Raw genomic sequence first — 23,875 nt, 5'->3', positions numbered from 1 at the left:
ACGCGCCGTTGCCGCGCCATTGGGTTGCGCGTTGCGCAAAGGTTTCAGGCTGCCGCAAACACCCCGCCCAAGGCAGCCTGAAACAGTATAATCCCGCCCTTGCAAGCCGTTTTCAGGCTGCCTGAAAACCATTTTGAAAGGAAACCGCCATGTCAAAAAACATTCTCGTGCTCGTCGGCAGCGCCAGCCGAAACTCATTCAGCCACGCCACCGTGCGCCACTTGCAACGCATCGCGCCCGCCTCGCTCACGCTCAACGTGTACGACATCAGCGCCCTGCCGTTATACGACCGCGATTACGATGCCGACAGCCCTGCCGCCTATGCCCGGTTGCGCCAAGCCGTTGCCGCCGCCGACGGCGTATTGTGGGTGTCGCCCGAGCACAACGGCGCGCCTTCCGCCATGCTCAAAAACGCCATCGACATCGCCTCGTGCCCGGTGGGTCAAAGCCAATGGACGGGCAAACCCTTAGGCATCGTCGCCGTGGGCGCAGGCATGGCAGGCGGCATACGCGCTGCCGACCAATTGCGCTTGATTGCGGCAAGCAAGTTCGTCAATATGCCCGCGTTTTCGCAAAACGCCTGCGTGGCAGGCGTATTGAGCGGCGTGTTTAACGAGCAAGGCGAATTGGTGCAAGAATCCGTGCGGCAAATGCTGCAAGACTTTATCAACGGCTTTGCCGATTTTGTCGCCCGATATTGATTCGTTTGCCCAAGCCTGTGTTTTATGGTTGGTTAAATAAAAATGAGACCAGGCGGCAACGCCGTATCATTGAATCAACTATAACGCAGGTTTTTCGTTTGAAATGCCGCTTGGCAGAAGCAACGGCAGCTTCGCATCTGCCCCATCCTTTTTCAGGCTGCCCACCATGACACTCAACCAAATAACCCTAATCGGCGTAGGCCTAATCGGCGGCTCGTTTGTGCTGGATTTGAAACGCCAACGCCTTGTCCGCACCGTTATCGGCATCGACACCCGCCCCGCCAATCTGGAACGCGCCCTCGAACGCCGTGTGATAGACACCGCCGCCAGCCAAATCACCCCGCAAGCCGTCCGCAACAGCGATTTGGTGCTCATCGCCACCCCCGTTGCCGCGCTGCCCGCCATCTGCCAAGCCCTAGCCCCGCTGTTATCCGCCCGCACCATCGTCAGCGACGTGGGCAGCACCAAGCAATCCGCTCTCGCCGCCTTTGCCCAGCACCTGCCGCAGCACTATCCCCGCTGCGTCGCCGGCCATCCCATCGCCGGCTCAGACCGCAGCGGCGCGCTGGCGGCGCGGTTCGGGCTGTATCAAGGCAAAAAGCTCATCCTCTGCCCGCACGAACAACAAGACAGCGGCAGCCTGAACACCGTCGCCGCGCTGTGGCAAAGCATCGGCGCGCAAGTCCACCAAATGACCGCCGCCGAACACGACCAAATCTTCGCCGCCGTGTCGCATTTTCCGCACCTGCTCGCCTTTGCCTATGTGCACCAAATGCTGGACCACCCGCAAGGCGCGCGTTATCTCCAATTCGCAGGCAGCGGCTTTCGCGACTTCACCCGCATCGCCGCCAGCAGCCCCGAAATGTGGCGCGACATCGCCCTTGCCAACCGCGACAGCCTATTGCAGCTTATCGGCGAACAAAAACAGCAGCTAGAACAACTGGAACGCAGCCTGAAAACCCGCAACGCGCAAGAGCTGCACGACTATTTTCAGGCTGCCCAACAACTGCGCGAAGAGTGGGGCGAAACGCATTAAAGGCAGCCTGAAAACGCAAAATGGAGCGGCGGCGGTTCGCCAACATCGCTCACCTGAAATCTTTGCCAAACCTAAAATAAAAAAAATTCCCGCCTGCGCGGACATGACGGCATTTCTTGTTTTGAGCTTCTCAACGCAGGCGGCTGTTAAGGCTTTACAGTTAGCCAAAATAACAACGGCACAAATAGGGTGTGTGGCTCTGCCACGCACGCGGTTTGCAAAATCTTCTGAGCCCAAGTGCGTGCCTGTGGCGCACACTCTACACACTGATGGAATTAGATATTTCTTTGGTTTATTCCACTATACAAAGATTTCAGGCTGCCTTTGGGTGCTTAGATTGAGGCAGCCTGAAAACAAGATTTACGCCATTTTCAGGCTGCCTAAAATCTTCACAATCCATTACAATCCCACCCCACCATCCCCCACTGAAAGGACACCCACATGACCTCCAAAATCGCCATCCTACGCGGCGACGGCATCGGCCCCGAAATCATCGCCCAAGCCGTGCGCGTGTTAGACAAACTCATAGAACAAGGGTTAGACGCGCAATACCAATACGCCCCGCTCGGCGGCGAAGCCTACGACCAATACGGCGCGCCCTATCCCGAGTTCACGCAAAACCTGTGCCGCGCCGCCGATGCCGTGCTGCTGGGCGCAGTCGGCTCGCCCCAATACGACAACCTAGACCGCCCATTGCGCCCCGAACGCGGGCTGCTCGCCATCCGCAAAGACCTCAACCTCTTCGCCAACCTGCGCCCCGCCATCCTCTACAAAGAACTCGCCAACGCCTCCACGCTCAAACCCGAAGTCGTCGCAGGGCTGGACATCCTTATCGTGCGCGAGCTTACGGGCGACATCTACTTCGGCGAACCGCGCGGCATCCGCACGCTGGAAAACGGCGAACGCGAAGGCTTCAACACCATGCGGTACAGCGAAAGCGAAATCCGCCGCATCGCCCATGTGGCTTTTCAGGCTGCCCAAAAGCGCAACAAAAAAGTATGCAGCGTAGGCAAGGCGAACGTACTGGAAACCACCGAGCTGTGGCGCGAAATTTTTGACGAAGTCGCCCCGCAATACCCCGATGTGGCACTGAGCCATATGTATGTGGACAACGCCGCCATGCAGCTGGTGCGCGCGCCCAAGCAGTTTGACGTGATTGCCACGGGCAACATCTTCGGCGATATTTTGAGCGACCAAGCATCCATGCTCACAGGCTCAATCGGCATGCTGCCTTCCGCTTCGCTAGATGAAAACGGCAAAGGTTTATACGAGCCTTCGCACGGCTCCGCGCCCGACATCGCAGGGCAAAACCAAGCCAATCCGCTTGCCACCATCCTATCGCTTGCCATGCTGCTGCGTTACAGCCTGAACGATGAAGCCCGCGCCGCGCAAGTGGAAAACGCCGTGCAGCGCGTGCTGGAACAAGGCTACCGCACCGGCGATATTTTTGAAGCAGGCGCAAAACGGGTGTCGTGCAGCGAAATGGGCGATGCCGTGTTAGCCGCGTTGTAAGCCGAAGCCCCGCCGAACCGAAACGGCAAATAGCGAGGCAGCCTGAAAACCCGGTTTTGCTTCACCTGTTTTCAGGCTGCCTCCCGTTCCCCCATCCCAAAGGAATCCCCATGAAAAAACTGCTTATTGCCGCCTTGCTGATTGCCGCCGCGCTCAGCGCGCAAGCCGCCCCCCAAGCAACCGCGCTGCCCATCCCCGCCGCCGCGGCAGAAGTCGCCCGCCAATCCGAAGCCGACAGCGCCAAGCTGGTCGCCCAAGCCGAAACCCGCACGCTCGCCTACTACGATGCCGAGGGCAACGAAACGCCGCAAGCCAGTGCGGGCGGTTTCTACCGCATGCTCATCGGGCGCACCGCCGACGGCAAAGCCGTTATTCAAGACTTCTACCAAGACAGCAAAACCAAACAAATCGACCCCGTTGTCATCCCCGACGACAAAGACCTGAAAAACTTTGACGCGTTTGTCGCCGCCGACGGGCGCATGGTGTGGTACACGCCCGAGGGCGAAGTGCTGAAATTCCAAGACATCAAAAACCACCAAGGCACCGCAACGGGACACTACGAAAACGGCAAGCTGGCGTTCAAAACCGAATACACCGGCCACACCCTGCGCATCCAAATGTATCACGACAACGGCAAACTCGCGTTTGACGGCTCGGGCAGCCACGACAGCAGCAAAGTCAAATTCAAAATCATCGGCAGCACGGGCAAAGTGCTTGCCGACAGCGAGAAAAAAATCAAAGCCTCGGGCAAAAACGCCGAAGAAGCCGCCGACATTCTGATGCGCGTGCGAAAATTCAACGAAGACTGATGCCGGCGCATCATCCCCAAACGATTTGTCCGCTTTTCCATTTTCAGGCTGCCTCTAAGCATTTGGGCAGCCTGAAAAGCCTAAAACCCACCCCTTTCCCATCACGCTCTCCATGCTTTTTGACCTCACCCGCTATTCCCCCGCCGATTTCAAACACGAAACCCGCCAGCTGCTCACCCTCGCCATCCCCATGATGCTCGGGCAAATCGCCACCGTTGCCATCGGCGTGGTGGACACCGCCATGTCGGGCGCGGCAGGCAAGGACGATTTAACCGCCGTGGCGCTGGGCAGCTCCGTGTTTTCCACGCTGTTCATCACCTTTATGGGCATTATGGCGGCGCTCAACCCCATCATCGCGCAGCAACACGGCGCAGGCAAAACGCACGAAGTGGGCGAAACGGGGCGGCAAGGCGTGTGGTTCGGGCTGCTGCTGGGCATCATCGGCATGGCGATTTTGTTCGCGCTTATCCTGCCGCTGCAAAACTATCTGGATATGAGCGCGCACATCAAAACCATGTTCGCCCAATATCTTGGCATCGTTGCGCTCGGGCTGCCTGCCGCGCTAATCTACCGCGCCCTGCACGCCTACGCATCCAGCTTGAACAAACCGCAGCCCATCATGTGGATTAACTGGGCGGCGCTGCTGCTCAACATCCCTTTAAACTACCTGTTCATTTTCGGCGCGGCAGGCACCGCCGACCTCGCCGAGCGTTTTCAGGCTGCCCCTGCGCTCATTGCATGGCTGCGGCAGCTGCCTGTTCCCGCGCTCGGCGGCGTGGGCGCAGGCGTGGCCACCACCATCGTGTTCTGGTTCGGCACCTTCGCGCTCGCACTCTACCTCGCCAAAAGCCGCGACCTGCGCCGTTTCGGCTTCACCCAACGCTTCTCCCGCCCCAATTGGCGCACGCAAAAAAATATCGCCACGCTGGGCTGGGCAATCGGGCTGTCTTATTTTCTGGAAGCCAGCCTGTTCACCTTTATCGTTTGGCTCATCGCCGATTTGGGCGAAAACCACGTTGCCGCGCAGCAAATCGTGCTGAGTTTGAGCAGCGTGATTTACATGATTCCGCAAGCCATCGGCTCCGCCGCCACCGTGCGCATCGGCTATGCCATCGGGCGCAAACAGTTTGCCCGCGCCCGTTATATTTCGGGCGTTGCCATTGTGTGCGGCTGGATTTTGGGCGCGTGCACCCTCGTTGCCCTGCTGGTTTTCAGGCTGCCTTTGGCGAAAATCTACACCCAAGATGCCGCCGTGCTCGCGCTCGCCGCCAGCCTGATTGTGTTTGCCGGCGTGTTCCAAGTGTTTGATTTCACCCAATGCATCGCCTCCTATGCCCTGCGCGGTTACAAAATCACCCGCGTGCCGATGATTATCCACGCCGTCGCCTTCTGGTGCTTGGGGCTGGTTTTGGGCTACATCCTCGCCCACGCCGCCAACATGGGCATTTACGGCTTTTGGACAGCGCTCATCATCTCCCTCGCCAGCGCCGCCGCCGCTCTGGTGTGGTATTTGGAACAACGCAGCCGCTTGGCAAAGCACGATCGGAAAGCATGAACGGCAGCCTGAAAAACACAACCGTTTGGTCGCCATTCTGTGCGCCAAACGGTTTTTTGTTGGATGAAACCTTTGCAAAACCGGCAACCGATAGAGCGTCGGCGGCTCGCCGACATTTTGCCAACCCGTAAAGCCCCATTGAATTCACCCTTTGGCAACGAGTCGTCGCCGTTGCATTTAGGTTTCAGGCTGCCCCAAAAGTTTCCGCCCAACCATCAACCGCGCCCCCATAACCAAAGGCAGCCTGAAAACGCGTTTCCCCGTTTTCAGGCTGCCTTATCTGTTGTTTACTTGGCTTATTGTTCCAGCGCCTTCAAAGAAACCGCGCCCACATCGTCAAACACCGATGTCCCTTTGAAATTATTGATTTTTTCGCTATCGGAAGCATCAATCTCAATCTCGCTGCCTTCTGGCAACACTTCATCCTGCTGCTCGTCAGGGCGCACCGACATACCACCATAAGGCTCAGTTAAATCAGCTGAGCCGCTTTTCCACGCGATAGAAGCCAGGCTGCCCTGAATGCGCGCGCCTTTTGCCGAGCAAGTCAGGCAAACGGGTTTCGCCGCCTGCGCCTTAATCACCGCGTCGATTTTGGCGGTGCTGACGGTGCGCCCGTTTGCCTCGCCCCAAGCGGCGATGCTTTGTTTTAGCGTGCTGGTTTTCAACGCGCCTTTTTTATACGGGTCGCGGAACACCGCCAGCCACAAATTGCCCGCGTCGTCTTGGTTCAGCGCGATGCGCTCGTAGCTCACCGTGGCGGGCGAGCCGGTGTGGATGGTTTTGGCGAATTCCAGCGCGTCGGGCGATTTCATGCGCACGCAGCCGTGGCTCACCACCCCTGGCACGCTGGCGGGATTGCTGGTGCCGTGGATGCCCAAGCCCAGCTTGGGATTGCCCAAGCGCACAAACACAGGGCCCAGCGGGTTTTTCGGGCCGGGCGGCACCGATTTCACCCCGTCGCCGCGTTCTTTTTGGATGGACAGCGGGATGTGCCAAGTGGGGTTAAACGCTTTCGCGCCGATTTTGTGTTCGCCAATATTGGTTTGCGACATCGCTTTGCCCACGCCCACCGGATAAACCTTTTTCAGGCTGCCGTCTTTAAACAAAAACAGGCGTTGCTGCGGGATGTTAATCACCACTTGATAGCCCGCTGCGGCAGGCGCGACATCGGGCACGGGAATGGTTTGCGCCGCGAAAGCGGGAGAAGCGAGCGCCACCGCGCCCAAGCTCAGTAAAGCGTATTTATTCATATAGTTTTTAAGATGAAACGTACAAACAAAAGAGTTCGCCATGATACGCTAGTTGGGCGCAGTTTTATGCGAAAATAAGCGTTTATATTAGTGAACAATTTTAATTGTTGCAGCAACACAACATTTCACATCACCATGAACCCTGCCTACATCACTTCTTTAGATTATGAATCGCGCGGCGTTGCCAAGCTCAACGGCAAAACCATCTTTGTAAACAACGCGCTGCCGCAAGAAATCGCGCAAATTCGCATCACGCAAGATAAAGCCCATTTTGCCGAAGCACAAGTTGAGCAAATTGTCCAGCCATCGCCCTATCGGCGCGCGCCCGCTTGCCCGCATTATGGCGACTGCGGCGGCTGCGCGATGCAACACGTTGAATTTACGGCGCAAGTTGCCATGAAGCAGCGCGTGTTTGAAGAGCAGTTGCAGCGCATCGGCAAGGTGCAGCCTGAAAGCCTGCTGCCGCCTGTTTACGGCACGCCGTGGCATTACCGCAGCCGCACGCGTTTGGCGGTGCACACCGGCGCGAACGGCAAAATCATCTTGGGCTACCAAGCCAAGCGCAGCCATAAAATTGTGGGCATCAGTCAATGCCTGCTGCTGCCCGAACACGTTTCAGGCTGCCTCAACCTCATCCGCGATGCGCTGCAAGATATGGTGAATGTGCAGCCAAAAGTAGGCATTCGCAGTGTGGAAATCAGTGTGGGCGAGGGGGTTACGGCGGTGAACATCGTCAGCCAAAAAAGGCAGCCTGAAAACGTGTTGTGCGCGCTTTCAGGCTGCCTCAATCGCGGCGCGGGCGGTAAACCAGTTTGGCAAGTGTGGCAACAAATAGGCAACGCGAAACCGCAAGCCGTGTCGCCGCACGATGCGCCGCCGCTGGTTTTCAGGCTGCCTGAGTTTGGCTTGACCATGCCGTTTCAGCTGGGCGATTTCACCCAAATCAACCTGCCGCTCAACGAGATTATGGTGGCGCGCGCGGTGCGTTATCTTGACCCGCAGCCGCACGAGCGCATCGCCGATTTGTTCTGCGGGCTGGGCAATTTCACGCTGCCGCTGGCAAAGCGCGCTGCCGAAGTAGTCGGCATTGAAGGCAGCGCCGCCCTCACGCAACGCGCTGTTGCCAACGCCCGCGCCAACGGCTTGCCGAACGCGCAATTTGCCAGCGCCGATTTGTTCGCCGCCACGCCCGAAACCCTCGCCGCGCTGGGGCGGTTTGACAAAATGCTGCTGGACCCGCCGCGCGCGGGCGCGTTTGCCGTGGTGCAAGCCTTGCACGCGCCTTTTTTGCCGCAGCGCATTGTGTATATTTCGTGCAACCCCGCCACGCTGGCGCGGGATGCGGCGGTGTTGGCGAGCAAAGGCTATCGCTTTACCACGGCGGGGATGATGAATTTGTTTCCGCAGACTAGCCATGTGGAAGCGATTGGCGTGTTTGAGCGGGCAGAGGCAGCCTGAAAATGCAGATGGAACGGTGGGGCTTGTCGCCAAAAAGTTCTGCATACGCATATCGCCAAACAGCATGCAACCCGTTTCAGGCTGCCTCTGCCGCACAATCAGGCAGCCTGCGAAGCGTAACGGAGTTGCGAAGCTAAAACCAATTGATACAACAAGGAAACCCCATGAAAAGCAGCGCCCGCAACCAACTCACCGGCATTATTCACAGCATAGAAGACTGTTCAGGCTGCCACAGCATCGCCGTGCAATGCGGCAAGCATCTGGTGTACAGCCATATCAGCCCGCCCGCCTACCGCAGCCTGAAACCGCAAATCGGGCAAACCGCCGTGCTGCTGTTCAAAGCCAACGCCATCACCCTGTTCACCGAAATCCACCCGCTGCGCCTTTCCGCCGAAAACAGCCTAGAAGCCCGCGTAGAAGCCATAGAACAAGGCGCAGTAAACAACATCGTGCGCCTGCGCATCGACGACGGCTTCACCCTCGCCGCCGCCATCACACTCAACAGCAGCGAAAGCCTAGACATCCGCGCAGGGCAACGCATCACCGCCGTGTTTTTTGCCAACCAAACCATGCTCGCGATTTTGTGAACAAGCATAGCGAGGCAGCCTGAAACCTCTCCCCACCCATTTCCAGGCTGCCTCAAAACATTCCTTATCTTTTGCCAGAGCAGGCGTTTCGCCGCCTACCACGAGCAGGGGCAAGCCCCTGCACCCCACCGCCGCCCCACCTTTGCCCTCAACCCCAAAGGCAGCCTGAAAAACAAAACCGTTTAGCCTTTTGCCAAACGATTTTTTACTGGATAGATTGCCTTTCAGGCTGCCTAATCTATCGCAACTGGTTGATGCTGCTGCTCACTCCCCTACGTCCAGCCGAACGCAGCATCCTTTTTTCGGGAAAAAGCGTGCGCTTGCCCGACGGCGCACGAAGTGCGACTAGTTCGCATGCGCCGAAAAAAGGATGCGGAGTGAGGGAAGTCTGCGAAGCAGACCTGCACGTCGGGGTCGCCTTTCTTTTGCTTACTTTTCTTTGGCGAAGCAAAGAAAAGTAAGGGCCCCGTCGGCATGAGACGCATGGTTAAAACTACACCCAACGCTAACCACAAAGCAGTAACCCAAAGCGTGATATGCAGTACAACGCACATTTCAGCCCAAACCAATTTTAGCGACCCCAAACTTCATTTCAGGCTGCCTAACCCCTACCCATCTAATCCAAAAGAACTACCCCACCTCCTCCCCCATTCCACCAATACCCAAGCCTCCACCTTTGCACTACGCTACGCCCTTTTCCCCCAAACGAACTAGCTCATTAGCTAATCAGAAAGAAAGACAAACCATGAAAAAATCCCTTATCGCCGCCGTGCTCCTAGCCGCCAGCGCGTTCGCCCAAGCCGAAGACATCACCGTCTCCGCTGCCGCCAGCCTTAAAGAAGCGTTCACCGACATCGCCCGCCAATACGAAAAACAGCACCCCGATGCCAAAATCAAACTGAACACCGCCGCCTCAGGCACGCTGCTGCAACAGCTCGCCCAAGGCGCGCCCGTGGACGTGCTCGCCACCGCAGACCTCGCCACCATGGACAAAGCCGCCGCGCAAAACCTCATCCGTCCACAAACGCGCAAAACCTTCGCCCTCAATTCGCTCGTGTTGATTACGCCCAAAAGCAGCAGCCTGAAAATCAAACAGCCCAAAGACCTGCAACAAGAAGGCGTGAAACGTATCGCCGTGGGCAATCCCGCCAGCGTGCCAGCAGGCGCATACACCCAAGCCGCGCTGGAAAAACAAAAACTGTGGGACAGCCTGAAACCCAAAGTAGTTAACACTCAAAACGTGCGCCAAGCGCTGGATTACGTTATCCGCAGCGAAACCGAAGCGGGCTTTGTGTATCGCACCGATGCCGCGCTCAAACCCCACGCCGTAAACATCGTTGCCACTGTTGCCACCGAAAAACCCGTTGCCTACCCCATCGCGCTCACCCAAAGCAGCAAAGTCGCCAACGAAGCCCAACGCTTCGTGAACTATGTGCTTTCTGCCGAAGGACAACGCGTATTGCAACGCTACGGATTTAGCGCCGCGAAATAATCCATCCGCATCACAAAAGGCAGCCTGAAAACCCGCAAAATGCGTTTCAGGCTGCCTGCAGCATTCCACATCAATTTTCAGGTAGCCCCAAAACCCAAAGGCTGCCTGAAAACCATCCCGCCCCAACAGCCCAATAATCAGGAAACCCCGATGACCTTCGCCTATTTCAGCATACTTATCTTCGCCCTGTTCAACAGCCTGTGTTCCCTCTTGGCCAAGAAGTCCGCCCGACTGCTTGATGCCGAAGCCAACCGCGAACCCCGCCGCCACCGCGCGCAGGCATCTGGCAAAGCGGCACGGCTTTTTGCCGCAGAGCAGAACGGCTACGAAATGCTGCCGCTTTATGCCGCCGCCGTCATCATTGCCCACGCCACAGGCGAAGCTGCGCAAAGTACTGTTAATACCCTGTCCGCCGCATTCCTACTGCTGCGTGCCGCCTATATTTGGGCGTACGCACAGGATAAGGCCGCCTTGCGCTCCAATATCTGGTACGGCTGCCTGATGTGTATCGTTGCGCTGTTTATCGCCGCCTGTTAAGTACGCCGAATCCGCCGACCTTATAGCAATCCTCACGTTCATGAATATCCATATCCGCCCCTATTCCCCCGAATATTGCCAAGCCGTACTCAACCTTTCCCTGCGTGCATGGTAGCCCGTGTTCGCGCAATTGTTTCCATCCCTTGCTTCTTGTTTACTGCAAACCGCCCATTTCACCATGCCCGAAATCTTCCCCGCCCTTTATCTCTCGCTCAAAGTCGCCCTTATCGCCACCGCCGTTAATCTCGTGCTTGGCACGCTCGCGGGCTATTTTCTCGCCCGCAAACGCTTCATCGGGCGCGAACTGCTGGACACCATCCTCGTGCTGCCCATGGTGCTGCCGCCCACCGTGATGGGCTACTACCTGCTGGTGCTGCTGGGCAAACAAGGCAGCATCGGCAAATGGCTAAACGACAGCTTCGGCATCAACCTCATTTTCACATGGCAAGGCGCAGTCATCGCCGCCGTGGTGGTAACGTTCCCGCTGATTACCAAGCCCGCCCGCGCCGCGTTTGAAAACATCGCCCCCAATTTGGAAAAAATGGCAACCGTGTTTGGCGCATCGCGCAGGCAAATCTTTTTTAACGTAACCCTGCCGCTCGCATGGCGCGGCATCCTCGCGGGCGTGCTGCTCGCCTTTGCCCGCGCGCTGGGCGAATTTGGCGCCACGCTGATGGTGGCAGGCAGCATCCCTAACGAAACGCAAACGCTTTCCATCGCCGTGTACGAAGCCGTGCAAGCGGGCGACGATGCGCTGGCGAATAAGCTGGTAATCATCATCTCGCTGGTGTGCATCACTATGCTGCTCAGCGCGACCGCGTTGGCGAAATGGAAACGGCGTGGATAGGTTTTCAGGCTGCCTAAGTGCTCGTTTAGGCAGCCTGAAAATGGGTAAGGGATAAATTTCAGGCTGCCTTTTGTTCTGTGCAAAGGCAGCCTGAAAACCATGATTTGCTTACTGCGCAAACTGTTTCAAGAAATTCAAATCGTTGTCAAAAAACAACCGCAAATCGTTCACGCCATAACGCAGCATGGCAAATCTATCCAGCCCGATGCCAAAGGCAAAGCCTGTGTATTGCTCGGGGTCGATGTTCACATTCTTCAACACGTTCGGGTGCACCATGCCGCAGCCGCCCACTTCCAGCCATTTGCCGTTGTCGCCCATGATGTCAATCTCGGCAGACGGCTCGGTAAACGGGAAAAAGCTCGGGCGAAAGCGCACTTGCAAATCATCGCGCTCAAAAAAGCGGCGGATAAAATCGGTGAACACGGCTTTCAAATCGGCAAAGCTCACGCCTTCTTCCACCCACAAGCCTTCGCATTGGTGGAACATGGGCGAGTGCGTGGCATCGCTGTCCACGCGGTACACGCGCCCCGGCGCGATGATGCGGATGGGCGGATTTTTTTTGTCCAGCATATAGCGGATTTGAATCGGCGAGGTGTGGGTGCGCAGTACGTTGCCGCCTTCGGTGTAAAACGTGTCTTGCATGGCGCGGGCGGGGTGGTTTTGCGGGATATTGAGAGCTTGGAAATTGTGGAAATCGTCTTCAATTTCGGGGCCGTCTGCCACGTCAAAACCCATGCCGTGAAACAGCTCCACCACGCGCTGCAAGGTGAGCGTTACGGGGTGCAAGCCGCCTGCGGATTGCCCGCGCGATGGCAGGGTTACGTCCAAGGCTTCGGCGGCGAGTTTTTGCTGCAATTCGGCATCGGCAAAGGCGGCGCGTTTGGCATCGTAGGCAGCCTGAAAACGGGTTTTGCATTCGTTGATGTGCGCGCCTACGGTTTTTTTCTCTTCAACGGATAACGCGCCCAGTTGTTTGAGCAGGGCGTTGAGTTCGCCTGTTTTGCCTAAATACTGCGCTTTGATGAGTTCAAGGGCTTGGGTGTTTTCCGCCGATTGGATGGCGGCGATACCGCGTTCGGCGATTTGGGTGGCGTTGTTTTGCATAGTGTTTTTTGGGATGGGAATTGGAGTTAGAAAGGGATGGGAATATGCGAAATGGCGTTTTCAGGCTGCCTTTATCGTTTTCAGGCTGCCTCAATCATTCCACATCAGGTACATCAGGCTCAGCTGCCGCTTGCTCAATCAAATGCGACAGCGTCATGCCGCGTTCCAGCGAGTGGTCGTATTCAAAATGCAGCTCGGGCACGCGAAACACGGTAATGCGGCGCGATAGCTCGCTGCGCAGAAAACCTTTGGCGTGCTCCAAGGCTTCGGCACTGGCGGCACGGTCGCCGTTGAGTACGGTGTAATACACGGTGGCGTGGCTGTAATCGCGGGTTACGTCCACATCGTTAATCGTAATCAAGCCTGCGCGCGGGTCTTTAAGCTCGGTGCGAACTAGCTCGGCAAGCTCGCGCATGATTTGTTCTTTAACACGGTCCACGCGTGCGTAGCCGTTGCGTTGTTGTTTTTTCATGTTGATTGTTCTCGTTGCAAAATAGCGGCGATTATAACCGAAATGCTAGGCAGCCTGAAACGCGCAAAGCGCGTGCAACCAAAGCTAAAACATCGTTGCCAACCCTTTTTCAGGCTGGCTATCATTTTCAGGCTGCCTATTAGCCCATTATCGGTATAATCCGCCCCATCCCCGCAACCCTCCACAAGGAATCATCATGCAAACCGACGTTCAAATCGCCCAAGCCGCCACCTTGCAACCCATCGCCCAAATCGCCGCCCAACTCGGCATTGCGCCCGATGATTTGGAGCAATACGGCAAATACAAAGCCAAAATCAACCCCGCCGATGCTTTCAGGCTGCCTAACAAGCGCGGCAAGCTGGTGCTGGTAACCGCCATCAATCCCACGCCTGCAGGCGAAGGCAAAACCACGCTCACCATCGGGCTCACCGACGCGCTCAACCGCATCGGTAAGCAAGCCGTGGTTGCCATGCGCGAGCCATCGCTGGGCCCTGTGTTCGGCATCAAAGGCGGCGCGGCAGGCGGCGGCTACGCCCAAGTTGTGCCCATGGAAGACATCAACCTGCACTTCACCGGCGATTTCCACGCCATCGGCGCGGCCAACAACCTGCTCGCCGCCATGCTGGATAACCACATCTACCAAGGCAACGCGCTGGGCATAGACCCCAAGCGCGTGCTGTGGCGGCGCGTGGTGGACATGAACGACAGACAATTGCGCAACATCATCAACGGCTTAGGCAAACCCACCGACGGCGTGATGCGCCCCGATGGCTTTGACATCACCGTTGCCAGCGAAGTGATGGCGATTTTCTGCCTTGCAAACGACATTGTTGATTTGAAACAACGGCTTGGCAACATCTTAATCGCCTACACTTTTGACAACCAACCCGTTTACGCCAAAGATTTGCACGCCCACGGCGCGATGGCAGCCCTGCTCAAAGACGCCATCAAGCCTAACCTTGTGCAAACGCTGGCAGGCAGCCCCGCGCTGGTGCACGGTGGGCCGTTTGCCAACATCGCGCACGGCTGCAATTCCGTGTTGGCAACGCGCTTGGCGCAACATTTGGGCGACTACGCCGTAACCGAAGCGGGCTTTGGCGCGGATTTGGGCGCAGAAAAATTCTGCGATATCAAAGCGCGGCTGGCAGGTTTGCGCCCCGATTGTGCCGTGATTGTCGCCACCGTGCGCGCCCTCAAATACAACGGCGGCGTAGAAAAAGCCGATTTGAACAACGAAAACGTGGCGGCGGTGCAGCGCGGTTTGCCCAACCTTATCAAGCACATCAACAACATGAAACACGTTTTCAGGCTGCCTGTGGTGGTGGCGATTAACCGCTTCACATCCGACAGCGATGCCGAGCTCGCCGCCATTGAAGCCGCTTGTCAACAAGCGGGCGCAGCCGTTTCGCTTGCTGAAGTGTGGGCAAAAGGCGGCGCAGGCGGCGAAGATTTGGCGCGCAAAGTGGTTGCCGCCATTGAAAACGAGTCCAACGAATTTGCCTTTGCTTACGATGCCAACGACAGCATTGCCAACAAAATCAATGCCATCGCCAGCAAAATCTATGGCGCAGCAGGCGTAACATTCAGCGCCGAAGCCGCCGCCGAAATCGCCAATTTGGAACGGCTTGGCTTGGATAAGCTGCCCATTTGCATGGCAAAAACGCAGTATTCCCTCAGCGACAACGCCAAACTACTGGGCAAGCCCGAAGGCTTTACCATCAACGTGCGCGGCATCACCGTATCCGCAGGTGCAGGGTTTATCGTGGCATTGTGTGGCGCGATGATGAAAATGCCGGGGCTGCCCAAATCGCCCGCCGCCGAGCGCATTGATGTGGACGAAAACGGCAAAATCAGCGGGTTGTTTTAGCCACAGCGTTTTTCAGGCTGCCTTTGTGAACACATGAGGCAGCCTGAAAACATATATTTGGCAAACGCCCATCATTCAAACACATTCCGTTTACATTTTTCAGGCTGCCTTATCCCCCAAAGGCAGCCTGAAATCATCTTGAAACAGGTTCTTAACCAACCTAAACAAAAACAAACATCTTATGATAGAATCGCCCGCATTGTTGCCAGCCCGTTCCAGCAAAGGATAAGCATATGAACATCACCATTTTAGGCGCAGGTGCATGGGGCACTGCCCTTGGCATCCATTTTGCGAAACACAATCACCCAATCGCCATGTGGACGCACAACGCCGAGCACGCCCAAACCATGCAGCAAAGCCGCGAAAACGAACGCTATCTGCCCAATTTCAGGCTGCCTGATAACCTAAATGTGTATGCCGATATGTCCGAAGCCCTGCGCGATAGCGAATTGGTGCTGGTGGTAACGCCCGTGGTAGGGCTGCGTTCTAGCGTGGAACTGCTTAAACAGCACGGCGGCGGTCATCTCCCCATTCTCACCGCCTGCAAAGGCTTTGAACTGGATACAGGCTTGCTCACTTATCAAGTGGTGCAAGAAGTGCTGCCTGAAAACCCACGCATCGGTGTGTTATCAGGGCCTAGCTTCGCGCAAGAACTCGCCCAACAGCTACCCTGCGCCGTGTGCCTTGCCTCCGAAAACGAAGCATGGCTACACGGCTTGGTGCAAGCGTTGAACACCAACGTGATGCGCCTGTATGCCAACAGCGACGTGATTGGCGTGTCCGTGGGCGGCGCAGTCAAAAACATTATGGCAATCGCCACAGGCTTATCCGACGGATTGAACTACGGCTTAAACGCCCGCGCCGCCTTGGTAACACGCGGTTTAGCCGAAATTACCCGCCTTGCCGTTGCCATGGGCGCACACACCAAAACCATGATGGGCTTGGCAGGGATGGGCGATCTGATTTTAACGTGCACAGGCGCATTGTCCCGCAACCGCAAAGTGGGCTTGGGCTTGGCAGAAGGCAAAACCCTGCACCAAGTGCTCAAAGAAATCGGACACGTTGCCGAGGGCGTGCCTACCATAGAAGAAGTGCACAACGCCGCCGCCAAATACCAAATTGATATGCCCATCACCGATATGCTCTACCAACTCGTCCGCAACGAATTAGCCGCCAGCGATGTCGTAGAACGGCTGATGCAGCGCGAACCCAAAAGCGAATAATTCCGCGCCATTAAGCGTGATTTAAGTTCAACGTTTTACCGCATTCCTTACCCATTTTCAGGCTGCCTATCCAGTCCATCGCGCCCCATAGAGGCAGCCTGAAAACCCATTTCATGTCGCCCCACCCTTTGGAAATCCCATGACCACACTCAAAGACCTAGACATTCTAGAATCCAAAATCAAAACCCTAGCCAGCAAGCTACACCATCTTTACGAAGACAACCAAAAGCTCAAAGCCAAGCTCGTGGTGGAACGCAGAGAATACGATGCCCAAATGCTGCACTGGGAAGAACAGCTTGCCGCCGCCGTAAACAAAGCCAACACCGCCAACGACGAAGAACTCAACCACAAACTGCAATTCCAAGAACAACAAATCAAACTTTTGGAAACCGAACGCATCAATCTGCGCGATCAAATCTCCTTCCTGCAAAACACCATTCAAAACAAAGAAAAAAGCTGGCAAGAACGCTTTACCGAGCAAGAACAACACGGCGATAAATTCAAAGAATTGCAAGAGCGGCTGCAAGCCGCCGAAGACAGCGCACTCGTGTTGCGCCAAGAACTCACCTCGCAAAAACAACAAGCCAGCGAAACGCAAAACACCCTACAACAAAGCAACAACGAATTAACCGAACAGCTTGCCGAACTGCAAGCGCAGCTAAGCGAAGCCGAACACCGCATCGCCCAATACGACAACGAAACCGCGCAACTGCGCGCCTCGCTCACCGATGCCAAATCTGAATGGCAAACACAAGAAAAATCCCTGCTAGATAGCGTAAACGCCGAAAAAGAAGCCCTTGCCACCCAGCTGGCGCAAGAAGCCGAGCGCTTCCGCATGGAATTTGCCCTGCAAACCGAGCAACACGAAAAAAGCCTAAACGAGCTCAACCAAATGTTTAACCAACAAAAAGAACATTTGGAAAACGAAAACACCCAATTGCAACAGCAAGTGGAACAACTTATCACGCAAAACCATGCCTATCGCGCGCTCTTGCAAGAAAATGCCAACAAAATTCGCGCTTTGCTAGACCGTCTGCCCGCGCTTGAAAACAATCACGAGGAAACCATCCCATGAGCATTGAACAAATCAGCGTTGAAATTCTCAACCGCCAATTTACCATTGGCACCCCCAACAGCGAGCGCGAAACCTTGTATAAAGCGGTGGAGATGTTGAACCAAAAAATCACCGCTATCCAAGGAGCCAGCCAGAGCATGGAAACCGAAAAAGTGGTGATTATGGCGGCGCTCAACCTTTCGCACGATTTGCTCAAAATAGCGAATAAATATGAACAAGAAGCCTTGCCAAGCCAAGAGTATGAACGTAAAATCCAATCACTCATCAAGCTTTGCGACGAAACGCTGAGCAAAAGTTGAACCCGTTAAATTTCCCTGCGGTGCTCGTAATGGCACACATTTCCTTGAACCAATAAAGTTTGCTCGGTTGTCGGGAGTTGTAACAGGCGCGAGCGGTCTCTTGTTAGATTGCACCCGAAGTTACCCGAGATGACCACCTTGTGTACAAGGTTCAAGCGGACTCAGCCGAAACGGCATTCGCGGGGTTCCATGTGAAAAACACCGTTTCCTGATGGAACGGTGTTTTGTTTTGCGCGTTTGTCTTGCGTGAAGACAAGCAAAAAGCCAAGTTCCGAAAAACTTGGCTTTTTTAGCTCCCCGAGCTGGGCTCGAACCAGCGACCTGCGGATTAACAGTCCCGAACTATATTTTTAACTAATTGATTATTAAAGAGTCAATACCTGCACAATACAGTCTAAAACAGTCTAATTCAGCCACATTCAGGCACAAATTGGACACACGCGCAAAAGAGCCAAAACGCAAACATCTACACGGATTTTTGTGGATTTTTTCGTTTTTGTTTTTTGCGAGGATTCATTATGTTTAAAAAAACCATTGCCCTTTTGCTGGCAACCGCTTTGCCTTTTCAAACGATGGCTGCTCAAACACCCCGCTCACTCAAACCCGCTGCCTCATCGCAGCGGGTTTCGTTTAACCAGCTAGCCGAGCAATGCGGCAGCACGGTACATCCCGATACCTTGCAAGCGGTGGCGCGGGTGGAGAGCAAGTTTAACCCTTTTGTAATTGGTGTAGTCGGCGGCGCGCTTAAAAAGCAGCCTGAAACGTTGGGTGAAGCCGTTGCCGCCGCCAACAAGCTGCATCGGGAAGGACGCAATTTCAGCATGGGGCTGATGCAAATCAACAAGAAAAACTTGGCACATTTTGGTTTGAACTATGAAACCGTGTTCCATCCCTGCAAAAACGTCGCCACTGGGGCAGCCATTTTGCAAGAGTGCTTTAAGCGCGCGGGTGGGGCAACACAGGCTCATCTGCAAAAAGCGTTTAGCTGTTATTACAGCGGAAATTTTGGTACGGGCTTTAAAGCAGATTTCAAAGGGCAACCGCCCTATGTGGTTAAAATTCTCAATGCCGCCCGTGAAAACAACCAGCATCAACTGTTGGCATACAACGTGCCGGCTATTAATCCAACTGCGCCATTGGCTGCGCCCGGCAGAACCGGCAAAACCAATTCTGTTCCCGTTACCCCATCGGTGTATGTGAACCGCACGCCACCTGCTAACGCGCAGGCGGTCAAAACCGTTCACGCTGTTGCCTATCAACCCGAACAGCGGCAGCCTGAAACTGTATCATACGATGATGCGCCCAACACACCACAGAGCGCAGAAGCACTACCCGCAAAACCCCGCGCTGCATGGGATGTATTCGGCGAGTTCTAGTCTCGTTTTTCTTTCTTTTTCAACCATTCAAAAGCCACGTTAGCCCTAACTAACGTGGCTTTTTTCGTAACTAAATGTCATGCCCCCGATGATATGTTTTGAAATCAACGGGGTATGGCTTTGGTCGGTTTTGCATTGTTGGCTGTTCGCGCGATGTGAAGCCGTTTTCAGGCTGCCCTAGTAGTGAAAGGGCAGTATTTTTTTGTTTATTTTTTGGAGTGTCACAAAAATGGTTTCAACTAATGAAACAAAACATTGGCTCAAAGCTGCTGCCCTATGCGCTTTGTTATTGAGTATGCAAACTGCGATGGCAGCAGGTGGTTTTGAAGCGGATATAACCAAAGCCGCGACAAGCATCCAAAATGCCATTTACGCCGTAGTCGGGGTGTTGGCTGCGATTGCGTTACTGTGTACCTTTGCATGGGGCTATTTCGGCAAAAAGCACATCACCGACGTTTTGGAAGTGTGTATGTGGATTATCGGTGCAGGTGCGAGCATTGCGGCTGCCACATGGCTGTTTGACATTGGCAAGGGCATCAAGTTTTAAGAAAGCAAACCATGGACGAATACGAACAAGACATAGACACCGAATACCCCACCTTTAACGCGCTTAACCGTAAAGCGATGCTGTTTGGCGTGCCGTTAATGGAATTGGTAACGTGCAGTTTTGTTTTGGTATTGCTCACCGCCATTACTCTGCCCTTCCTGCATGGAAGGGCATTGTTTATTTTGGCATTGGGCATTCCGCTTTTTTTCGGGCTTAAAACCATCTGCGCTAACGATGACCAAGCTCTAAAAATTTATGCCCTAGAAGCCTTGTGGTTGCTGCGTCGTCGCAACACCAAAATATGGGGCGGCACCAATACCATTTCAGCAATGCAATACGGAAGGAAATTTGATGATTACCAGCGATTTTTGGAAGAAGCAGGGGAAAAACCAACCGTCCCACGCCGATTTTCTACCCAAGATGTGCCAACACGTTACACCTAATTTTGTGTGGTACAAGGACGGCTATTTGTTGTTTGTGATACGCATGGACGGTATGCCGTTTGATAGCGTGGATGACAATGTTTTATTTGCCGAGTTTTCCAATCTTGCCAACACTTTTGCAGGTTTGGGCAAAACTTTGGGCGACCGTTTGGCAGTATGGACGCACGTTGTGCGGCAAAAGATTGATTTCAATCGCAATTACCATTTTCAGACTACCTTTTGCCAACAGTTTTCCAATAAATATCTCGCCCGTTTCCAAAAAGATGATTATTTTGAAAACGTGTTCTATTTCTCTGCACTCATCAAAAGCAGCAACATTGACAGCGCGATTAAAGAAGCCAAAGAGTTATCCGAAATTCTGTTGAGCGCATTAGACCCCTACGACCCCACACTTTTAACCGTGTATCAAAACCAGCAGGGCGTGATGTTTTCTGAGGTGTATGAATTTATCAGCAGATTGGTAAATGGCTGCCACGAGCGCGTGCCGTTATCCAATGTAGATGCGTATCAGACGATTGGTAACGCCGATTTGCACTTTGGCACAGACATTGCCGAAATCCGCCCCAAAAATGGGCAAAAACGGCAGTTTTCCATTCATTATGATTTGAAAGATTTTGGTTTGTCTAAACCCAAAATTTTTACCAGTATCTTAACCTTGCCTTGTGCATTCACACTCACGCAAAGCCTGATTTATGTGAACTCCTACAAAATGCAGCAAGAGATACGTCGCCATTTGGATAACCTGCAAGCCGTAAACGACCAAGCCATTTTGCAGCAAGACGAATTGATGGTGGGGCAAGGTTTGCTCACGTCGGGCGCATTGATGTTTGGAGATTACCATGCAGCCTTGGTTGTGTATGGTGATACTGCTGCTCAGGCTGCTGAAAATGGAGCAAAAGCCTATGCAGCGTTTATGAATGCAGGCGGTTTTCGTTTTACCAAAGCCAGCCAGTCTGCGCCATCCACTTATTTCAGCCAAGTGCCCGGTAGCAAAGACAAACCACGTTCGTTTCCCAAAACCACGCAGAATTTAGCGTGTACTTTTGGCATCCACAACTATTCATGTGGCAAAAAAGAAGGCAATCCGATTGGTGATGGTTCTGCCATTGTTCCCTTGCAAACCGTTTCCAAAACCATCTATAACTTCAATTTCCATTTTTCCAATCTCAAAGAAGACAACACAGACGACAAAATCGCAGGGCATACCTTGATTTTAGGCGCAACAGGTACAGGTAAAACCACCTTGCAATGCAGCCTGATGGCGTTTACTGAACGCTTTAACCCGTTTATGTTTGTTTTGGATTTGGATAGAGGCATGGAAATCTTTTTGCGCGTGCTCGGTGGCAGCTATTTTGCGTTGGCAGAAGGCGAACCCACGGGTTTAAATCCGTTCCAACTGCCTGATACGCCTGCTAACCGTGAATTTTTGTATTCACTGGTAGCACAATGCGGCGCAGATAATGAGGGCAACGTAACCGCCGAGGAAGAGAAGCAAATCCAGCTAGCAGTGGATACCACGATGGATTTAGATTGGGAAATGCGTCATTTTAGCCATTTGCTGCAACAAATCCCCCACGATTCCGACCCCAACTCGTTGCGTATTCGTCTTTCGCGGTGGTGCAGAAGTGAGGGAGGGCGTTTCGCATGGTGCTTGGATAATCCACGCAACTTGTTCAACCCTGATGATTTTGGACGCATCGGTTTTGATTTAACCGATATTCTGAAAGATAACTATCCACCCACCGCGCCTGTATTGATGTACCTCTTTCATTTGCGCAACATGATGATGGATAGGGTGGCAGAACAGGATGGCATCTTGGCAACCATTATTGAAGAGTTTTGGTATGCCGCTAAATTCAGTGCAACCTCTGATTTGATGACCAAAATCCTAAAAACCGACCGCAAACGTGGCGGCTGGTTGGTTTTGGTATCACAATCGCCCGAAGATGCGATTAACAGCAGCATTTTCCCTGTGATTGTGCAACAAACACCAACCAAAATTTATTTGCCCAATCCTGATGCGGAATTTGAAGGCAGCTATCAACGTTGCAATATGACGTTCAAAGAGTTTAAGGAATTAAAAAAACTCTCGCTTGCCAGTCGCACGTTTCTCGTCAAACAATCCACGCAATCGGCTTTTGCCAAGCTGGATTTGAAAGGCTTTAACGACGAAATAGCGATATTGTCGGGTAGCTCGGACAACGTGGAATTGTTGCACCGCGTGATGGCGGAATATGGCGAAGACCCCGAAGTATGGTACGAGCCATTTATTGAAGCCATCCATCAACGCCGAGAAATCAAACGGCGGCAACGTGAAGCACGGCTACAAGCGCAATTTAGCGCAGCCTAAAATCTTTGGCGTAACCTCTGAGGCAGCCTGAAAAACCATAGCAAAAAGGATTTCAGGCTGCCTATTCTTATTCCCATTATTCATAGAAAGGCACATCATGCCCCATTCATTGAAATCGATTCCGTTGTTACTTGCCACATTGCTTACGGCATCTTGCGCGGAACTCAACACCGCATTGGAAACCGCCAACCAAGCATTAGGCAGCCTGAATGGTTCGGTTGCAGGCAGTGGCGGGCAAACCCGGCACGCCAGCAGTCAGACCTTATCCCTTACCAGCAAAAATACCGCGCAATACGAAACGCGCAATATGCAGCTTTGGATTGATGACAGTGCCACTTGCCCCGGCAAAAGCCGCCTGAAATTAACAGGCTCGGTTTACAACAAAACCAGCAAAGATATGTATGTTTCATTTGAAATGCCCACCTATAACACCCGCCACGAGCGCGGCGGAGCTTTTGCCTATCGCCTACTCGTTAGCCCGAAAGAGTGGACAGAAGTAACCAGCAATTATCAAGACTGCATCGATAAATTTGACGTAAACCGCATGACGGTTCAAGCCTATCATCCCTAGTTTTTCCACCACCGCCGCATTTTGCGGCATTTTTTTAGGAGTTTTTCACATGAAAAAGACCCAACTTAAAACCGTTGTTTCTGCTATTTTGGCAACCAGCCTGATGATGTCTGCACCTGCTGTAACATGGGCAAGTGGCATTCCCACTGCGGACGTTGCCGCCGTAGGTGAAGCCATTAAAAATGGCATGATGCTCAAAGAGCAAATTGACAACCAAATTGAGCAAATCCAAAAGCTCAAAGAGCAAGTGCAAGCATTAAGCGGTTTGCGCGATGTGGGCAATATCGGTAAAGACGTATTCAAAAATGCTGATATTCCCAAAGAGTTACGCAATTTGTATAAACAGGCAGGCGTGAATGCTGGCAAAGGCAGCGCAAAAAACTACAAAACCACCGCTTCAACTAACCAAAGCCTGTTATCTAAACAACTGGAAAACCTATCAGGCTTTTTGGAGAAAAACCATGAACGCGTTAAGGAAATCAACCGCCTTACCAACCTTGCCAAAAACGCCGCTGATTTGAAAGCCGCTGCCGATTTGCGCAACCAAATTTCATCCTACACCGCCCAGTTGCAAAACCAACAAATTGAAATTGAAAATACCGAGCGGCTGTATCGGATGCAAAAAGAGGTAGAGCAACAGCAATATCACGATATGCAAGCCTGCTATACCAAATACGCCGCAAAAGGCGATTATTCTGCTTGCCAAAAATAACGGCTAATACAATAGGCTGCCTAACAAGGCAGCCTGAAAACACAGAAAGGCA

At 53.8% G+C, this 23,875-nt stretch carries 24 protein-coding genes and 1 other RNA gene; 22 read left to right on the top strand and 3 right to left on the bottom strand.

Translation table 11 applies throughout. The annotated features are described in order from the left end of the window. Window positions 1-149 precede the first annotated feature (149 nt). The 5 genes from JDW22_RS05020 (at window position 150) to JDW22_RS05000 (ending at window position 5,613) form a co-directional block, all read left to right on the top strand. Window positions 150-701, top strand: a complete 552-nt coding sequence (locus tag JDW22_RS05020) for an NADPH-dependent FMN reductase (protein WP_200522097.1) — start codon at window positions 150-152, stop codon at window positions 699-701. A gap of 166 nt (window positions 702-867) precedes the next feature. Then, a complete protein-coding gene (locus tag JDW22_RS05015) occupies window positions 868-1,737 on the top strand; it encodes a prephenate dehydrogenase (protein WP_200522715.1) in 870 nt (289 codons plus the stop codon). Window positions 1,738-2,178: 441 nt separating this feature from the next. Beyond that, the gene (gene leuB, locus JDW22_RS05010; protein ID WP_200522096.1) at window positions 2,179-3,249 is read left to right on the top strand and encodes a 3-isopropylmalate dehydrogenase; all 1,071 of its coding nucleotides are present in this window, start codon (window positions 2,179-2,181) and stop codon (window positions 3,247-3,249) included. Between the two features lie 110 nt (window positions 3,250-3,359). Beyond that, the gene (locus JDW22_RS05005) at window positions 3,360-4,058 is read left to right on the top strand and encodes a toxin-antitoxin system YwqK family antitoxin (protein ID WP_200522095.1); all 699 of its coding nucleotides are present in this window, start codon (window positions 3,360-3,362) and stop codon (window positions 4,056-4,058) included. 112 nt (window positions 4,059-4,170) lie between these two features. Next, entirely contained in the window at window positions 4,171-5,613 is a 1,443-nt protein-coding gene (locus JDW22_RS05000; protein WP_200522094.1) for an MATE family efflux transporter, read from the top strand. A 296-nt stretch (window positions 5,614-5,909) separates the two neighbouring features. On the opposite strand, the gene JDW22_RS04995 is transcribed toward JDW22_RS05000, so the two are convergent. After that, window positions 5,910-6,863: a L,D-transpeptidase gene (locus JDW22_RS04995; RefSeq protein WP_200522088.1), complete on the bottom strand. Its 954-nt coding sequence runs from the start codon at window positions 6,861-6,863 to the stop codon at window positions 5,910-5,912. A 135-nt stretch (window positions 6,864-6,998) separates the two neighbouring features. Here JDW22_RS04995 and rlmD point away from each other — a divergent pair, with 135 nt between their 5' ends. The 6 genes from rlmD to modB all read left to right on the top strand — a co-directional run bounded on the left by rlmD (window position 6,999) and on the right by modB (window position 11,784). Further along, window positions 6,999-8,321, top strand: a complete 1,323-nt coding sequence (gene rlmD / locus JDW22_RS04990; RefSeq protein ID WP_200522087.1) for a 23S rRNA (uracil(1939)-C(5))-methyltransferase RlmD — start codon at window positions 6,999-7,001, stop codon at window positions 8,319-8,321. Window positions 8,322-8,485: 164 nt separating this feature from the next. After that, window positions 8,486-8,908 (top strand): TOBE domain-containing protein, encoded by a 423-nt coding sequence (locus JDW22_RS04985; RefSeq protein ID WP_200522081.1) that lies wholly within the window; start codon window positions 8,486-8,488, stop codon window positions 8,906-8,908. Window positions 8,909-9,382: 474 nt separating this feature from the next. Continuing rightward, entirely contained in the window at window positions 9,383-9,622 is a 240-nt protein-coding gene (locus JDW22_RS04980) for a hypothetical protein (RefSeq protein WP_200522080.1), read from the top strand. Window positions 9,623-9,653: 31 nt separating this feature from the next. Beyond that, window positions 9,654-10,400 (top strand): molybdate ABC transporter substrate-binding protein, encoded by a 747-nt coding sequence (gene modA / locus JDW22_RS04975; RefSeq protein ID WP_200522079.1) that lies wholly within the window; start codon window positions 9,654-9,656, stop codon window positions 10,398-10,400. Between the two features lie 150 nt (window positions 10,401-10,550). Beyond that, window positions 10,551-10,937, top strand: coding sequence for an MAPEG family protein (locus JDW22_RS04970; protein WP_040558255.1), 387 nt, complete (start codon window positions 10,551-10,553; stop codon window positions 10,935-10,937). 178 nt (window positions 10,938-11,115) lie between these two features. Beyond that, the gene (gene modB, locus JDW22_RS04965) at window positions 11,116-11,784 is read left to right on the top strand and encodes a molybdate ABC transporter permease subunit (RefSeq protein WP_200522714.1); all 669 of its coding nucleotides are present in this window, start codon (window positions 11,116-11,118) and stop codon (window positions 11,782-11,784) included. Between the two features lie 108 nt (window positions 11,785-11,892). Here the strand turns inward: modB and pheS are convergent, their stop codons facing one another. Both pheS and rbfA read right to left on the bottom strand, forming a co-directional pair. Then, window positions 11,893-12,888 (bottom strand): phenylalanine--tRNA ligase subunit alpha, encoded by a 996-nt coding sequence (gene pheS / locus JDW22_RS04960; protein WP_200522078.1) that lies wholly within the window; start codon window positions 12,886-12,888, stop codon window positions 11,893-11,895. A gap of 94 nt (window positions 12,889-12,982) precedes the next feature. Continuing rightward, window positions 12,983-13,360, bottom strand: a complete 378-nt coding sequence (gene rbfA / locus JDW22_RS04955; RefSeq protein ID WP_200522077.1) for a 30S ribosome-binding factor RbfA — start codon at window positions 13,358-13,360, stop codon at window positions 12,983-12,985. 196 nt (window positions 13,361-13,556) lie between these two features. On the opposite strand from rbfA, the gene JDW22_RS04950 reads away from it, so the two are divergent. The 11 genes from JDW22_RS04950 (at window position 13,557) to JDW22_RS04900 (ending at window position 23,823) form a co-directional block, all read left to right on the top strand. Further along, a complete protein-coding gene (locus JDW22_RS04950; RefSeq protein WP_207748817.1) occupies window positions 13,557-15,227 on the top strand; it encodes a formate--tetrahydrofolate ligase in 1,671 nt (556 codons plus the stop codon). A gap of 233 nt (window positions 15,228-15,460) precedes the next feature. Next, entirely contained in the window at window positions 15,461-16,450 is a 990-nt protein-coding gene (locus JDW22_RS04945) for an NAD(P)H-dependent glycerol-3-phosphate dehydrogenase (RefSeq protein ID WP_200522075.1), read from the top strand. A 139-nt stretch (window positions 16,451-16,589) separates the two neighbouring features. Next, window positions 16,590-17,525: a coiled-coil domain-containing protein gene (locus JDW22_RS04940; protein WP_200522074.1), complete on the top strand. Its 936-nt coding sequence runs from the start codon at window positions 16,590-16,592 to the stop codon at window positions 17,523-17,525. Then, a complete protein-coding gene (locus JDW22_RS04935) occupies window positions 17,522-17,824 on the top strand; it encodes a cell division protein ZapA (protein ID WP_003793575.1) in 303 nt (100 codons plus the stop codon). Before JDW22_RS04940 ends, JDW22_RS04935 begins: the two co-directional genes overlap by 4 nt. 9 nt (window positions 17,825-17,833) lie before the next feature. Then, window positions 17,834-18,014, top strand: a non-coding RNA gene (gene ssrS / locus JDW22_RS04930) — 6S RNA. Window positions 18,015-18,342: 328 nt separating this feature from the next. Next, window positions 18,343-19,200, top strand: a complete 858-nt coding sequence (locus JDW22_RS04925; RefSeq protein WP_200522073.1) for a lytic transglycosylase domain-containing protein — start codon at window positions 18,343-18,345, stop codon at window positions 19,198-19,200. Between the two features lie 202 nt (window positions 19,201-19,402). Beyond that, on the top strand, window positions 19,403-19,747 hold the full coding sequence (locus JDW22_RS04920; protein WP_235964912.1) for a TrbC/VirB2 family protein: 345 nt from the start codon (window positions 19,403-19,405) through the stop codon (window positions 19,745-19,747). 11 nt (window positions 19,748-19,758) lie between these two features. Beyond that, window positions 19,759-20,190 carry a type IV secretion system protein VirB3 gene (locus tag JDW22_RS04915; RefSeq protein WP_200522072.1) on the top strand — a complete coding sequence of 144 codons (432 nt, stop codon included), beginning with the start codon at window positions 19,759-19,761 and terminating at the stop codon, window positions 20,188-20,190. Further along, window positions 20,099-22,540, top strand: coding sequence for a VirB4 family type IV secretion/conjugal transfer ATPase (locus tag JDW22_RS04910; protein WP_200522071.1), 2,442 nt, complete (start codon window positions 20,099-20,101; stop codon window positions 22,538-22,540). Before JDW22_RS04915 ends, JDW22_RS04910 begins: the two co-directional genes overlap by 92 nt. 97 nt (window positions 22,541-22,637) lie before the next feature. Beyond that, complete coding sequence (locus JDW22_RS04905) at window positions 22,638-23,111, top strand: hypothetical protein (protein ID WP_200522070.1); 474 nt, start codon at window positions 22,638-22,640, stop codon at window positions 23,109-23,111. A 49-nt stretch (window positions 23,112-23,160) separates the two neighbouring features. Continuing rightward, on the top strand, window positions 23,161-23,823 hold the full coding sequence (locus tag JDW22_RS04900; protein WP_200522069.1) for a type IV secretion system protein: 663 nt from the start codon (window positions 23,161-23,163) through the stop codon (window positions 23,821-23,823). Window positions 23,824-23,875: the final 52 nt, after the last annotated feature.

This window comes from Kingella bonacorsii, from assembly GCF_016623605.1.
Lineage (GTDB): Bacteria > Pseudomonadota > Gammaproteobacteria > Burkholderiales > Neisseriaceae > Kingella_B > Kingella_B oralis.
The sequence above is the reverse complement of the archived record's forward strand: the minus strand, read 5'-3'. Positions and strand labels throughout refer to the sequence as shown.

Excerpts from the sequence above, each read along its gene's own strand:
- JDW22_RS04985 (WP_200522081.1), top strand. The coding sequence starts at position 8,486 with ATGAAAAGCAGCGCCCGCAACCAACTCACCGGCATTATTCACAGCATA.
- JDW22_RS05000 (WP_200522094.1), top strand. The coding sequence starts at position 4,171 with ATGCTTTTTGACCTCACCCGCTATTCCCCCGCCGATTTCAAACACGAA.
- JDW22_RS04935 (WP_003793575.1), top strand. The coding sequence starts at position 17,522 with ATGAGCATTGAACAAATCAGCGTTGAAATTCTCAACCGCCAATTTACC.
- JDW22_RS05020 (WP_200522097.1), top strand. The coding sequence starts at position 150 with ATGTCAAAAAACATTCTCGTGCTCGTCGGCAGCGCCAGCCGAAACTCA.
- JDW22_RS04945 (WP_200522075.1), top strand. The coding sequence starts at position 15,461 with ATGAACATCACCATTTTAGGCGCAGGTGCATGGGGCACTGCCCTTGGC.
- JDW22_RS04970 (WP_040558255.1), top strand. The coding sequence starts at position 10,551 with ATGACCTTCGCCTATTTCAGCATACTTATCTTCGCCCTGTTCAACAGC.
- rbfA (WP_200522077.1), bottom strand. The coding sequence starts at position 13,360 with ATGAAAAAACAACAACGCAACGGCTACGCACGCGTGGACCGTGTTAAA.
- leuB (WP_200522096.1), top strand. The coding sequence starts at position 2,179 with ATGACCTCCAAAATCGCCATCCTACGCGGCGACGGCATCGGCCCCGAA.
- JDW22_RS04925 (WP_200522073.1), top strand. The coding sequence starts at position 18,343 with ATGTTTAAAAAAACCATTGCCCTTTTGCTGGCAACCGCTTTGCCTTTT.
- pheS (WP_200522078.1), bottom strand. The coding sequence starts at position 12,888 with ATGCAAAACAACGCCACCCAAATCGCCGAACGCGGTATCGCCGCCATC.
- JDW22_RS04940 (WP_200522074.1), top strand. The coding sequence starts at position 16,590 with ATGACCACACTCAAAGACCTAGACATTCTAGAATCCAAAATCAAAACC.
- modA (WP_200522079.1), top strand. The coding sequence starts at position 9,654 with ATGAAAAAATCCCTTATCGCCGCCGTGCTCCTAGCCGCCAGCGCGTTC.
- JDW22_RS04910 (WP_200522071.1), top strand. The coding sequence starts at position 20,099 with ATGATTACCAGCGATTTTTGGAAGAAGCAGGGGAAAAACCAACCGTCC.
- JDW22_RS05015 (WP_200522715.1), top strand. The coding sequence starts at position 868 with ATGACACTCAACCAAATAACCCTAATCGGCGTAGGCCTAATCGGCGGC.
- JDW22_RS04995 (WP_200522088.1), bottom strand. The coding sequence starts at position 6,863 with ATGAATAAATACGCTTTACTGAGCTTGGGCGCGGTGGCGCTCGCTTCT.
- JDW22_RS05005 (WP_200522095.1), top strand. The coding sequence starts at position 3,360 with ATGAAAAAACTGCTTATTGCCGCCTTGCTGATTGCCGCCGCGCTCAGC.
- JDW22_RS04905 (WP_200522070.1), top strand. The coding sequence starts at position 22,638 with ATGCCCCATTCATTGAAATCGATTCCGTTGTTACTTGCCACATTGCTT.
- JDW22_RS04900 (WP_200522069.1), top strand. The coding sequence starts at position 23,161 with ATGAAAAAGACCCAACTTAAAACCGTTGTTTCTGCTATTTTGGCAACC.
- modB (WP_200522714.1), top strand. The coding sequence starts at position 11,116 with ATGCCCGAAATCTTCCCCGCCCTTTATCTCTCGCTCAAAGTCGCCCTT.
- JDW22_RS04950 (WP_207748817.1), top strand. The coding sequence starts at position 13,557 with ATGCAAACCGACGTTCAAATCGCCCAAGCCGCCACCTTGCAACCCATC.
- JDW22_RS04915 (WP_200522072.1), top strand. The coding sequence starts at position 19,759 with ATGGACGAATACGAACAAGACATAGACACCGAATACCCCACCTTTAAC.
- JDW22_RS04980 (WP_200522080.1), top strand. The coding sequence starts at position 9,383 with ATGAGACGCATGGTTAAAACTACACCCAACGCTAACCACAAAGCAGTA.
- rlmD (WP_200522087.1), top strand. The coding sequence starts at position 6,999 with ATGAACCCTGCCTACATCACTTCTTTAGATTATGAATCGCGCGGCGTT.